The following is a 13,321-nucleotide window of genomic DNA, read 5'->3' on the forward strand; positions in this document are numbered from 1 at the left end:
CGACATTCCCGAGTTCAATCCGCTGCGCCTGCTTGCCGGCGATCAGCCGGAACGCGCCCAGGAGGCCGAGCCCGATACCGATGGCGAAGTCACCATCGTCAATCGCGACATGGCGAGCCTGCAGCTCGCCGAGCGCAGCATGATGACGCTGACCACCGACGAGATCCTGGCACGGGTCCGTGAGGTGGCGATCCGGCGCGAGCAGGCCATTCCCGTTTCGCTGCCGCAGGCGGCAGCCTTCGTCGATGCGCCGGCGCCCGTCGATGCCAATGCGATCGACCCGGCCGCCTCCAATGTGTCGCGCGTGCCGAAGGCCGTCGCCCAGCCGGCCGCCGCGAGTGCGACCCCGCCGGACCGGGCCGCCATCGCCAAGGCCGGCGACACCATTTCCAGCATTCTCATGGAGCTCGGCGCGACCCGCGAGGACGCCCGCCTGATCGCCACCGCTTTCGGCCGCGGCGGCCGCGAGATCACGCTGCGCGAAGGCCAGCGTGTCCGCGTGCTGTTCGCGCCTGGCCCGACCGCCCGGCTGCAGCCGGTGCGGGTCATCCTGGTCGGCGACCGCGGCCCGGAATCGGCCGTGGCGCTCTCCGACGAGGGCCGCTATGTCGCCATGGAAGACCCGGCCGACGCCGCCACCATCACCCAGGATTCGGAGGAGGAGGACGACGGCCAGGGCATGCGCCTCTACAACGCCATCTACGAGACGGCGCTGCGCCAGGACATCCCCAAACCGATCATCGACGAGATGATCCGGCTCTATTCCCACGATGTCGATTTCAACCGGCGTGTCGGCCAAGGCGACCTGTTCGAGGTGTTTTACGCGTCCGACGAAGAGGGCGATGCCGGCCGCGGCGACATCCTCTACACATCGCTGACGACCGCCGGCGAGACCAGGCGCTATTACCGCTTCCACTCGACCGCCGACGGCATCGTCGACTACTACGACCAGCAGGGCAAATCGGCCCGCAAGTTCCTCATCCGCAAACCGATCACCTCGGGCCAGATGCGCTCCGAGTTCGGCATGCGCCGCCACCCGATCATGGGCTATTACAAGATGCATACCGGCGTCGACTGGGCCGATCGCATCGGCACGCCGATCATCGCGGCCGGCAACGGCGTCATCGCGAAGGCCGCCTGGTCGAGCGGTTATGGCCGGCGCATCGAGATCGAACACGCCAACGGCTACACCTCGACCTATTCGCACATGTCGGGTTTTGCCCGCGGCATCGCCGAAGGCACACGCGTGCGTCAGGGCCAGGTGATCGGCTATCTCGGCAATACCGGCCTCGCCACCGGCCCGCACCTGCACTACGAGGTCATGGTCAATGGCCGCTTCGTCGACCCGATGCGCGTGCGCGTGCCGCGCGGCCGCGAACTGGAAGGCCGGGTCCTGGCCGAGTTCATGCGCGAGCGCGAGCGCATCGACAACCTGATGACCCGCGACCGTGCCGAGACGCGCGTCACCGCGCAGAGCGGACGCTAGAGCCCCCGACCGAACCGGCGCCCGTCCTCTATTCGGCGGCAGCCAGCCTCGTCTCGCCGAGCCAGGCCTCGAGATCGACCAGCGCCCGCGCGCTCAAAGCCTGCTTGCGCGCCTGGGTTTTCGCAGTGCCGCGCAGCCTCACGCCGTCCGGCCCCTTGGTCGGACTTTGCTCGAGCGGCGGAAACAGCCCGAAATTGACGTTCATCGGCTGAAACGAGCGTGGCCCTTCGTCGATCGTCGTCATGTGACCGCCGGTGATGTGGTTGATCAGGGCGCCATGCGCCGTGGTCACCGGCGGCAGCCGCGCCTCGAGGCCAAGCCTTTCGGCCGCGGCGAAACGCCCGACCAGGCCACCGATCGCCGCGCTCTCGACATAGCCCTCGCAGCCGGTGATCTGGCCGGCGAAGCGCAGCCGCGGTTCCACCTTCAGCCGGAGCGTCTCGTCGAGCATTTTCGGCGAGTTCAGATAGGTATTGCGGTGAATGCCGCCAAGCCGGGCGAACTCGGCGTTTTCGAGCCCCGGGATCATCCGGAACACCCGGGCCTGTTCGCCATATTTCAGCTTGGTCTGGAAGCCGGTCATGTTGAACAGCGTGCCCAGCTTGTTGTCCTGGCGCAGCTGGACCACGGCATAGGCCTTCTCGGTTGGCTTGTGCCTGTTGGTCAGCCCGACCGGCTTCATCGGCCCCCAGCGCAGGGTCTCGCGGCCGCGCTCGGCCATCACCTCGATCGGCAGGCAACCGTCGAAATAGGGCGTGCCCTCCCACTCCTTGAACATGGTCTTGTCGCCGGCCAGCAGCGCGTCGACAAAAGCCTCGTATTCGTCCTTGGTCAAAGGGCAGTTGATATAGTCGGCGCCGGTGCCGCCGGGACCGGGCTTGTCGTAGCGCGACTGGAACCAGGCGATGTCCATGTTGACCGTCTCGAAATGGACGATCGGCGCGATGGCGTCGAAGAAGGCGAGCGCGGTCTCACCGGTGATCGCCCGGATGCCCTCGGCCAGCGCCGGTGAGGTCAAGGGACCGGTGGCGATGATCACATTGTCCCAGTCGGCGGGCGGCAGGCCAGCCACCTCCTCGCGTGCGATCGTCACCAAGGGATGGGCCTCCAATGCCGCTGTCACCCCTTGGCTGAAACCGTCGCGGTCGACCGCCAGCGCCCCGCCCGCCGGCACCTGATGGGCATCGCCCATGCGCATGATGAGCGAGCCCATGCGCCGCATCTCCGCATGCAACAGGCCGACCGCATTGTTTTCGGCATCATCCGAGCGGAACGAGTTCGAGCAGACCAGCTCGGCCAGGCCTTCGGTCTTGTGCGCATCGGTCTCGCGCACCGGGCGCATCTCATGAATGACCACCGGCACGCCGGCGGAGGCGATCTGCCAGGCGGCTTCGGACCCGGCGAGGCCGCCGCCAATGATGCGGATGGGGGAAAAACTTGTCATGCCCGGCGTTTTAGGCGCCATGGAGCCGGCCGGCAAGGACAACCCGGCAAGCCCAGCGCCACCGCGGCGTTCATGCGGGTCCCCCCGGAACCTCCGGCGCAAAAAAACAAAGGCCTCCCGAAGGAGGCCCCTGTCGATCTGCGGATGGAGCTCAAGCGCGGCGGGTCATTCCGCCGCCAGCGCCTGCGCCTTGGTCTCGAAGAACAAGCGGTCGGTCCCCGCCGTCACCGTGACCTTGTCGCCGTCCTTGATCTCGCCGCCGAGGATCTTTTCGGCCAGCGGATCCTGCAGCCATTTCTGGATCACCCGCTTCAACGGACGCGCGCCATAGGCCGGGTCGTAGCCCTTATCGGCGAGCCAGACCTTGGCCTTGCCGTCCATGTCGAGCAGGATCTTGCGCTCGTCCAAGAGCTTCTGCAGGCGCTTCAGCTGGATGTCGACGATCGCCGTCATCTGCTCGCGCTTCAGCCGGCCGAACAGGATGATCTCGTCGACCCGGTTGAGGAATTCGGGGCGGAAATGGCCGCGCACGATGGCCATGACGGCCTCGCGCACCTGATCCACCTCCTCGCCCTCGTTCTGCATGACCAAGAGTTCGGAGCCGAGATTGGAGGTCATGATGATGAGCACGTTGCGGAAATCGACCGTCCGCCCCTGCCCGTCGGTCAGCCGCCCGTCGTCGAGCACCTGCAGCAGCACGTTGAAGACATCCGGATGGGCCTTCTCGATCTCGTCGAACAGCACGACCTGATAGGGCCGGCGCCGGACCGCTTCGGTCAAGGCGCCGCCCTCGTCATAACCGACATAGCCGGGAGGCGCACCAATGAGCCGGCTCACCGAATGCTTCTCCATATATTCCGACATGTCGAGGCGGACCATGGCGGTCTCGTCGTCGAACAGGAATTCGGCGAGCGCCTTGGTCAGCTCGGTCTTGCCGACGCCGGTGGGTCCTAGGAACATGAACGAGCCGATCGGCCGGTTCGGGTCCTGCAGGCCGGCCCGCGCGCGGCGCACCGCGGTCGAGACCGCTTTCACCGCCTCGCCCTGGCCGACCACCCGCCTGGCGATTTCATCCTCCATGCGCAACAGCTTGTCGCGCTCGCCCTCGAGCATCCGGTCGACCGGCACGCCGGTCCAGCGCGAGACAACCTGCGCGACGTGGTCGGCGGTGACCGCCTCCTCGACCATGGCGCTGGCATTGGCGCTCGCCTGTTCGGTCTCGGTCAGCTTCTTCTCGAGCTCGGGAATGACGCCGTAGGACAGTTCGCCGGCCTTGGCCCAGTCGCCCTTGCGCTGCGCATTGGCCAGCGCGTTGCGCGCCTCGTCCAGCCGCTTCTTGATATCGGCGGCGGCACCCAGCTTGTCCTTCTCCGCCTTCCAGCGCGACGTCAGCGCATCGCTTTCTTCCTCGAGGCTGGCGAGTTCTTTCTCCAGCCGCTTCAGCCGGTCCTTGGACGCCGCATCGGTCTCCTTCTTCAGGGCCTCCTGCTCGATCTTCAGCTGGATCACGCGCCGGTCGATCTCGTCCAGCTCCTCGGGCTTGGAATCGACCTGCATGCGCAGGCGGGCCGAGGCCTCGTCGACCAGGTCGATCGCCTTGTCCGGCAGGAACCGGTCGGTAATGTAGCGGTTCGACAGGGTCGCCGCCGCGACGATCGCCGAGTCGGTGATCCTGACCTGGTGATGCTGTTCGTATTTCTCCTTCAGGCCGCGCAGGATCGAGATCGTGTCTTCGACCGACGGTTCGGGGATGAACACCGGCTGGAACCGGCGGGCAAGGGCTGCGTCCTTCTCGACGTGCTTGCGATATTCGTCGAGCGTGGTCGCGCCGATGCAATGCAGCTCGCCGCGCGCCAGCGCCGGCTTCAGCAGGTTGGAGGCGTCCATCGCGCCATCCGCCTTGCCGGCACCGACCAGGGTGTGCATCTCGTCGATGAACAGCACGATGCCGCCGTCGGACGAGGTCACCTCCTGCAGCACGGCCTTCAGGCGCTCTTCGAATTCACCGCGATATTTGGCGCCGGCGATCAGCGAGCCCATGTCGAGCGACAGGATCGCCTTGTCCTTCAGGCTCTCCGGCACGTCGCCGTCGACGACGCGCAGCGCCAGGCCTTCGACGATGGCGGTCTTGCCGACACCCGGTTCGCCGATCAGCACCGGATTGTTCTTGGTCCGGCGCGACAGCACCTGGATGGTGCGGCGGATCTCCTCGTCGCGGCCGATCACCGGGTCGAGCTTGCCCTCGCGGGCCGCCGCCGTCAGGTCGCGGGCATATTTCTTCAGGGCATCATAGGCGTTCTCAGCCGAGGCCGAGTCGGCGGTGCGGCCCTTGCGCAGGGTCTCGATCGCCTTGTTGAGCGCCTGCGGGGTGACACCTGCCGCTGCCAGCGCCTTGCCGGCCTCGGTGTCCTTTTCCAATGCCAGCGCCAGCAACAGGCGCTCGACCGTGACGAAGCTGTCACCGGCCTTGTCGGCGGCCTTTTCTGCAACGTCGAAGACGCGCGCGATGCCGGGGGCGAGATAGAGCTGGCCAGCGCCGGCGCCCTGCACCTTGGGAATTTTCTTCAGCGCCTCTTCCGTCCGCTGCAGCGCGACCTGCGGCTGGCCGCCGCCCTGGCGGATCAAGCCGGCGGACAGGCCCTCGGGATCATCGAGCAGAACCTTCAGGAGGTGCTCGGGCGCGAATTGCTGATGGCCTTCGCGGGTTGCAAGCATCTGCGCCGACTGCACGAAACCGCGGGCGCGCTCGGTATATTTTTCAAAGTTCATATGGTCTCTCCTTTGACCGATCCCGCCGTCTCGGATGAGCCCGGAGGAAACGTCCGACCGAATGAGTGTCCCGGCCCCGAAGCGACCGGCAGGCCCGATATGGGGAGGCAGGTTTCAGAGCGGAAGAGGCTTCGGTCACCGCCGCGTGATCCCGGCGGCAGCTCCGCAATCATGAGTGACGGGCTGGCGGCTTGACCGCGCCGGCGCCTTGCGTCACGTCAAGGCCGCCGACAATCCGCCCAGGACATGCCATGACCGCCCGCATCGCCGCCCTTTATCGCTACCCCGTGAAGGGGCTTTCGGCGGAACCGCTGATCGAAGCCGAGCTCGCCACCGCCGGCCATTTTCCCGGCGACAGGCTGTTCGCCATCGAGAACGGCCCGTCCGGCTTCGATCCGGCGGCGCCGGAACACCAGCCCAAGACCAAGTTCCTGGTGCTCGCCCGACAGGCGGCGCTGGCCAGGCTGAAGACCCATTACGACGAGGCGACCGGCGAACTGGCGATCGCAGCCGACGGCGCCGAAGCCGTCCGGGCCGATCTCGCGACGGCGGAGGGCCGCACCGCGATCGAGACGTTCTTCAAGACGTTCCTGGCCAAGGAGCTCGCCGGCGACCCGAAAGTGCTGACCGCGCCGATCGGCTTCCGCTTCATGGATTCGCGCTCCGGTTTTGCCTCGATCATCAATCTGGCAACCGTCCGGGCACTGGAAAAGGTCACCGGCATGGAGCTCGATCCGATCCGCTTCCGCGCCAATATCTACATTGACGGCCTGCCGGCCTTTGCCGAATTTGATTGGGTCGACAAGGCCGTCAGCGTCGGCGCAACCTTGCTGCATGGCATCAAGCGCACCGAACGTTGCGCTGCCACCACGGTCAATCCGAAGACCGCCATCCGCGACGTGATGATCCCGGCGGTGCTGATGCGCACCTATGGACATGCCGATTGCGGCATCTATGTCAGCGTCAGCGCCGGCGGCCGGATCGCGATCGGCGATGCCGTGGCGGCGCACTAGGTGCGGCTGGACCGCCGGTCGCCGGATCGGGCGGGACAGTGAGCAAGAGGCCGTCAGTGGAACAGTATGATGTGGTGGTGGTCGGTGCTGGCGCCGCCGGCATGATGTGCGCCATCGAGGCGGGAAAACGCGGCCGCTCCGTCCTGATCATCGATCATGCCGCCGCTCCCGGCGAGAAGATCCGCATCTCCGGCGGCGGCCGGTGCAATTTCACCAATATCCATACCAGCCCGCGCCAGTTCATCTCGCAGAACCCGCGGTTCTGCATTTCGGCGCTCAGCCGCTACACCCAACGTGATTTCATCGCCTGGATCGACCGGTCAGGCATCGCCTATCACGAGAAGACGCTCGGCCAGCTGTTCTGCGACGGTTCGGCGCGCGAGATCATCGATCTCCTGACCACCGAGATGGACCGGCACCATGTCGATCTCAGCCTGAACACCGTGGTCACCGATGTCGCCAGGAGCGCCGGCGGCTTTGATCTGAGGCTGAGCCACGGCGCCGTGCGCTGCGCCGCGCTGGTGGTGGCGAGCGGCGGCAAATCCATCCCCAAGATGGGCGCCACCGGCTTCGGTTATGAACTGGCCGCCCGGTTCGGCCTGAACCTGGTCGAGACCCGCCCGGCGCTGGTGCCGCTGACCTTTCAGCCCGACGTGCTGGAACGCCTGAAACCGCTTGCCGGCGTCGCGGTCGACGCGATCGTCAGCCATGGCAAGACGCGCTTCGAGGAGGCGATGCTGTTCACCCATCGGGGTTTGAGCGGCCCGGCGATCCTGCAGATCTCGTCGTTCTGGCGCGAAGGCGACGAGATCACCGTCGCCATGTTGCCTGGGCTCAACCTGCTCGACACCTTGCGCGCCGCGCGCGCCAGCAACGGCCGGCAGGCGCTGCAGACCGTGCTGGCGGCCCATCTGCCGAAGCGCCTCGCCCAGCTGCTGGTCGAGGAACAGGCGATCCAGGGCAATCTCGCCGACCTCTCCGACAAGGTGCTGGCCCGGGTCGATGCCGCGGTGAACGCCTGGCGCGTCCGCCCCAACGGCTCGGAAGGTTATCGGACCGCGGAGGTGACGCTCGGCGGCGTCGATACCCGCGATCTCGATTCGCGAACCATGGAGGCCAAGGCGGTTCCGGGGCTCTATTTCATCGGCGAGGTCGTCGACGTCACCGGCTGGCTCGGCGGTTATAACTTCCAGTGGGCCTGGTCGTCGGGCTGGAGCGCCGGGCAGGTGGTATGACCCCTGACCGGCAGCCCCGCATCATGCGGCGTGACGCTCGCCGGTCGGGCCGAAATGACCAATATAGCGGGGGCTGATCGCCGATACCGGCAGCACGATCAGCACATCGGTGGTGCCGAACTGATGGTCGACCACGGCGCCGTCGCCGACATGCGCGCCGAGCCGGAGATAACCCTTGATCAGCGGCGGCAGGGCATGCAGCGCGCGCTTCACGTCGAGTGCATCCTTGGACAGGCGCCCCATGCCGACATAACGCGACGGCAAGGCGCGCGCCGCCCATTCCTCGGGCGCGGCGGCGTGATGGTGCAGGAATGACAGTTCCAGCGACAGGGCCTTCGGATCGGTGCCGTCGAGGCTGGCGCAGCCGAACATCGCATCGATGCGATGGCGCAGCACATAGGTCCAGATGCCGTGCCAGAGCAGTTCCACCGTGCGCTTGTTGCGATAGGCCGGCTTGACGCAGGAGCGGCCGAGCTCGAGGAAGCGCAAGCCCTTGTGGCGCTCCAGCAAGCCTGCAATGTCGAATTCGGAGGCGGTGTAGAAGCCGCCGTGGCGATTGGCGACGTCCTGGCGCAGCAGCCGGTAGGTTCCGACGATGGCCGGGCGCGGCGGCCCGAAGCGCGGCCGCTTGACCACGTCATGATCGATCACCACCAGATGGTCGCAGATGGCGTCGAAGGCGTCGATGTCGCGGCGCGCCAGCTTGGACGGACCGTCGGCGATCGCCCGCATCTCCTCGTAGAAGACCTTGAAGCGCAGTTTCTGCGCCCGGCGCACTTCCGCGGCATTGGCCGCGAGCCGTACTTCGAGCGAACCGATGCGCCCAAGCGTTTCCGGCAATTCCGCCCGGGCGTCGCGCAGGCGGATGCCGCCATAGGCGCGCACCATCGGGATGATCTTGCGGCCTTGATCGGCCCAGACGGCCGGGTCCCAGGCTCGCATCGGTGAGGCGTTACGCTTGGCAACCGGCTCGGTCATGGCCGCTGTCTCCCGACGGCATGACGACCGACTCGACCGCGTCGATTCGCCTCATGCGCGTATCGCACCTCGTCTCGCATCAAGCAGACAGGTGAATGACGAAGCTGCGACGGATCAATGACATAGACGGAAGGCGCGGGCATTTTCAAGCAAGGCAGGCGCGACATCGCGGCGCGGACAGCGCGCGGATCCCAGGCCGGACGCGCTGGACGCCTGTCCCGATTATTCGGCCGTCGACAGTGTCGCGGCGCGGCCCCGGGAGGCGCCGAGTTCGGCCATATAGGCGCTTGTGGCGACCAGCATGTTGCTCGACGCCTCGGCCAAGCTCGCCAGCACCCGCGACTTCTGCGCATTGCTCAACGGACTGCCGCGAACCGCGGCGCCGAACGACGCGATGCCGCTGGTGATCGACCGCAAGGTCTCGATTTCGACGGTATGGGTCGAGCGCTTGATGTCGTCGGTGACGGACGTCGTTTCGGTCATGCCATGCCCCCCGGCCTGTTCTCTGCCGGAGCCTCACACGACATAGTTAACGTAACGTAAATAACCGGCGGGAAATTCAGCTCCCGCCGGTCTTTGTGACCGATCAGATGGTCTGATTATACTCGCCGACTTCCGGATTCTCGCGGACCACCGCGTCGACCGCCTTGAACATGTCGCGCATCCGCTTCTCCGACACCGGGCTTTCCACCACGACGACCAGTTCGGGCTTGTTCGACGAGGCGCGCACCAGCCCCCAGGTGCCGTCGGACGCGGTGACGCGCACGCCATTCACCGTGACGATGTCGACAATGGCATGGTCGGCGACGCGCTGGGCATGGTCGCGCATGTCCTGGAAGCGCTTGGTGATCCGCTCGACCACCTCATATTTGATCTCGTCGGCGCATTTCGGCGCCATGGTCGGCGTGCCCCAGGTCTTCGGCACCTCGGCATAGAGCTCGGCCATCGACTTGGTGGGGTTGCGGTCGAGCATGTCGAGCACGGCGATCGCGGTGACCACGCCGTCGTCATAACCGCGGCCGACCGGCGCGTTGAAGAAGAAGTGGCCCGACTTCTCGAAGCCGGCCAGCGCATTGAGATCGCGCACCCGCCGCTTGATGTAGGAATGGCCGGTCTTCCAATAGTCGGTGGTGGCGCCGAGCCGCTTCAGCTCCGGATCGGTGGCGAACAGGCCGGTCGACTTCACGTCGACGACGAATTGCGAGGGACCGTGCACCTTGGTCAGATCGCGCGCCAGCATGACGCCGATCTTGTCGGCGAAGATTTCCTCGCCGTGATTGTCGACCACGCCGCAGCGGTCGCCGTCGCCGTCGAAGCCGAGCCCGACATCGGCGCCGTGCTCCTTCACCGCCACCGCCATGGCATGAAGCATCTTCATGTCTTCGGGATTGGGGTTGTAGCGCGGGAAGGTGTAGTCGAGTTCGGCATCGAGCGGGATCACCTCGCAGCCGAGCTTTTCCAGGATCTGCGGCGCGAAGGCACCGGCCGTGCCGTTGCCGCAGGCCGCCACCACCTTCAGCTTGCGGCTGAATTTCGGGCGCTCGGTCAGGTCGCGGATATAGCGTCCGGCGAAGTCCTCGATGAACAGCAGCGAGCCGCCGCCGATCAGGTCGAAATCGGCCTCCAGCACGATCTTCTTCAAGGCCGTCATCTCGTCCGGACCGAAGGTGACCGGCCGCTGGGCGCCCATTTTGACGCCGGTCCAGCCATTGTCATTGTGGCTGGCGGTGACCATGGCGACACAGGGCACATCCAGTTCGAACTGGGCGAAATAGGCCATTGGCGACATGGCCAGGCCAATATCGCGCACCTTGCAGCCGGCCGCCATCAGGCCGGTCACCAGCGCCATCTTGATCGAGGCGGAATAGCTGCGGAAATCATGCCCGACGACGATCTCGCGCTTCACGCCCATGCGGCCGATCAGCGTACCGAGGCCCATGCCGACGGCCTGCACGCCCATCAGGTTCAATTCCTTGCCGAGGAACCAGCGTGCGTCATATTCGCGAAAGCCCGTGGGCTTCACCATCGGCAGGGATTCATAGGCGGCGGTATTCGGGGTCAGCGACGGCAGCGGTTTTGGAAACATGCGGAATGAACCTTCGCGCGACAGGGGACAATGGGCTTGCGAGCTTATAGCGCCAGCCATGCTCGCATGGCCATGCCATGGCCATGATGAACAGCGGGTGAGCGACGGTGCACCGCAACAATGTCGAAAACGGGAAGGCCCCGATAGCGCCGGTCAGGCGGCGCGCTGCAACGGCGGCGCGATGACGTGATGCGACAGGATCCAGGGAGCCTCTTCCACCGTCATGAGGCGGATTTCGAGCGCCTCGGTGAACAGGGCACGGACATGGTCCTCGATCGCCACCAGCGATCCGGATGACGACCGAAGCGTCAGCCGATCGGTCGCGATCTCCAGAATTCGACCCTGCATGCGCGCATAGATAACGGGTTCATCGGACATGATTGGCCTCGCGGTTCGCGGGAATGCGCATGCAAAACCCCACGAACGCCCTCCCCCCGAGACATCGCCAGGGTCGTCCGCCTGACTTGAACGATACGGCTGCCGAACACGACCGATCAAGCGGAACTTTCGGCATAGGTCACGGAGATCGCCGGCCGTCGCGCGTCAGCGTCGTTCGTCGTAGATCACCCGCACCAGATCGGCGGCGTTCTTGGCGCCGAGCTTTTCCATGATCCGGGCGCGGTGAACCTCGATCGTCCGCGGGCTGATCCCGAGACTGCGGCCGGCCTCCTTGTTGGAGGCGCCGCGCACCAGTTCCTGCAACACGTCGCGCTCGCGCGGGGTCAGCAGGCTCGCGCCATCCGGCCCGAGCGCCGCCACCGGATCGGCCCGTTCGGCACGCCGCCTGGCATTGACCGCCAGCGCCTGAATGACCTGAACGATGACCTTGTCGGCATCGAAGGGCTTTTCGACCAGATCGACGGCACCGGCCTTGATCGCTTCCACCGCCATCGGAATATCGGCATGGCCTGATATCATCACGACCGGGCCGGTGAATTTGCGCGCGTTGAGCTGTCTCAGCACGTCGAGGCCGCTCGGCCCCGGCAGATGGACGTCCAGAAGAATGGCATCCGGTGCGCGATGCTGCAGGGCAATCAGCGTTGCCGGCCCGTCGGCAAAAGTCGTGACCCGAAAACCGGATTGCTCGAACAGGATGGCAAGAGCGTCGCGAATGGCGGCATCGTCGTCGACGATGAAAAGGTCGCCCGCATGGCCCGCGTCCGTCGACATGACCAAGCCCCCTGAAATTCCAAATGGCACCGACCTCACGAGCCGCGGTCATGCTGCCCGAAGCTTCGCAAAACCCTCGTCAGTACATAACCGTATGCGACAAATTGCCCCTGGGTCAAGCCGCTCAGCCGGCGCCCTTCACCACCCGCTCGCGATACAGCAGATAGAGGCCGGAAGCGATGACGATGCCGGCGCCCGCCAGCGTATGCGGCGCCGGCACCTGGCCGAAGAACAGCGCTCCGAAAGTCACCATCCAGATGATCTGGGTGTAGATGAACGGCGACAGCACGCCGGCCGGCGCGAAGCCATGGGCCATGATCAGCAGCCAGTGGCCGATCGCGCCGAAGGCGCCCGTCGCGACCATGCCGAGAACCACCCAGCCGCTCGACGGCGTGATCCAGACCATTGGCACCAGCGCGCTCGCCACGACGGCCCCGAACGCAACCGAATAGATCGACGTCGTCGCCGGTGAATCATAATTCGCCAGCACGCGGGTCTGCAGGCTGTAGACCGCGTAGAAAAACGCGCCGGACAACGACAGCAGCATCGCCCAATGCATGCTGCCGCTCCAGGGATGCGTCACCACGATGACGCCGATGAAACCGACGACCACGGCGGCCCAGCGCCTTGGACCGATCCACTCGCCGAGAAACGGGCCGGCCAGGATCGCCACCAGGAACGGCGTCGCGAACATGATCGACACGGTCTGGTCGAGTTGAAGATATTGCAGGGCAATGAAATTGAACGCCGTCGAGCCGAACAGCAGGGCCGAACGTATCGCCTGGATCCATGGTCGCCGCGTCACCAGGACGCGCGGGTTGCGCCAGGGATTGAACATGATGAGGACCACGACCAAGGCCGCGCAATAACGCGCCCAGACCACCTGGATCGGGTCCATCGCGGTGTTGAGCCACTTGGCGATGGTGTCGAGACAGGCGAAACAGGCGAGCGCCGTCACCATCAGGCCGATGCCCTTGAGCCGCAGGCGTGCCGCCGCGGGCGCGGCGACGGCCGGCAGCGGGGCGACCCCATCCAGAGCGACTGGTCCCTCTTTCATGATAGACCAAGCCATATCCGATTTGGCTTTGGGCCGAACCGCGCGCCTCCGCATGGGAGACGTGCACGGTTTGTCGCAACGGC

At 65.9% G+C, this 13,321-nt stretch carries 11 protein-coding genes (1 of these 11 cut by a window edge); 3 read left to right on the forward strand and 8 right to left on the reverse strand.

Annotated elements, in window-relative coordinates; translation table 11 throughout:
• Positions 1–1,486, forward strand: the 3' portion of a protein-coding gene (locus E8M01_RS08880) for a M23 family metallopeptidase (protein WP_246088653.1). 458 nt of this gene lie to the left of the window's left edge; 1,486 of the gene's 1,944 nt are visible here — the last part of the coding sequence; its start codon lies off the left edge, out of view; its stop codon occupies positions 1,484–1,486.
• Positions 1,487–1,514: 28 nt separating this feature from the next.
• On the opposite strand, the gene trmFO is transcribed toward E8M01_RS08880, so the two are convergent.
• On the reverse strand, positions 1,515–2,930 hold the full coding sequence (gene trmFO, locus E8M01_RS08885; RefSeq protein WP_136959788.1) for a methylenetetrahydrofolate--tRNA-(uracil(54)-C(5))-methyltransferase (FADH(2)-oxidizing) TrmFO: 1,416 nt from the start codon (positions 2,928–2,930) through the stop codon (positions 1,515–1,517).
• A 165-nt stretch (positions 2,931–3,095) separates the two neighbouring features.
• Positions 3,096–5,699, reverse strand: a complete 2,604-nt coding sequence (gene clpB, locus E8M01_RS08890) for an ATP-dependent chaperone ClpB (protein ID WP_136959789.1) — start codon at positions 5,697–5,699, stop codon at positions 3,096–3,098.
• 251 nt (positions 5,700–5,950) lie between these two features.
• On the opposite strand from clpB, the gene E8M01_RS08895 reads away from it, so the two are divergent.
• Together E8M01_RS08895 and E8M01_RS08900 are read left to right on the forward strand one after the other, a co-directional pair.
• Positions 5,951–6,712 (forward strand): MOSC domain-containing protein, encoded by a 762-nt coding sequence (locus E8M01_RS08895; RefSeq protein ID WP_136959790.1) that lies wholly within the window; start codon positions 5,951–5,953, stop codon positions 6,710–6,712.
• 56 nt (positions 6,713–6,768) lie between these two features.
• A complete protein-coding gene (locus E8M01_RS08900; RefSeq protein ID WP_136959791.1) occupies positions 6,769–7,947 on the forward strand; it encodes a BaiN/RdsA family NAD(P)/FAD-dependent oxidoreductase in 1,179 nt (392 codons plus the stop codon).
• A 21-nt stretch (positions 7,948–7,968) separates the two neighbouring features.
• Here the strand turns inward: E8M01_RS08900 and olsB are convergent, their stop codons facing one another.
• From olsB to E8M01_RS08930, 6 genes are all read right to left on the reverse strand, one after another.
• Positions 7,969–8,835: a l-ornithine N(alpha)-acyltransferase gene (gene olsB / locus E8M01_RS08905; protein WP_246088787.1), complete on the reverse strand. Its 867-nt coding sequence runs from the start codon at positions 8,833–8,835 to the stop codon at positions 7,969–7,971.
• 312 nt (positions 8,836–9,147) lie between these two features.
• On the reverse strand, positions 9,148–9,408 hold the full coding sequence (locus tag E8M01_RS08910) for a hypothetical protein (protein WP_136959793.1): 261 nt from the start codon (positions 9,406–9,408) through the stop codon (positions 9,148–9,150).
• 103 nt (positions 9,409–9,511) lie between these two features.
• On the reverse strand, positions 9,512–11,011 hold the full coding sequence (locus E8M01_RS08915; protein WP_136959794.1) for a phosphomannomutase/phosphoglucomutase: 1,500 nt from the start codon (positions 11,009–11,011) through the stop codon (positions 9,512–9,514).
• A gap of 153 nt (positions 11,012–11,164) precedes the next feature.
• A complete protein-coding gene (locus E8M01_RS08920; RefSeq protein WP_136959795.1) occupies positions 11,165–11,389 on the reverse strand; it encodes a hypothetical protein in 225 nt (74 codons plus the stop codon).
• Between the two features lie 165 nt (positions 11,390–11,554).
• Entirely contained in the window at positions 11,555–12,181 is a 627-nt protein-coding gene (locus E8M01_RS08925; RefSeq protein ID WP_136959796.1) for a response regulator transcription factor, read from the reverse strand.
• A gap of 124 nt (positions 12,182–12,305) precedes the next feature.
• Complete coding sequence (locus E8M01_RS08930; RefSeq protein ID WP_136959797.1) at positions 12,306–13,238, reverse strand: DMT family transporter; 933 nt, start codon at positions 13,236–13,238, stop codon at positions 12,306–12,308.
• Between the last annotated feature and the right edge of the window lie 83 nt (positions 13,239–13,321).

The organism is Phreatobacter stygius (genome assembly GCF_005144885.1).
Classification (GTDB): domain Bacteria; phylum Pseudomonadota; class Alphaproteobacteria; order Rhizobiales; family Phreatobacteraceae; genus Phreatobacter; species Phreatobacter stygius.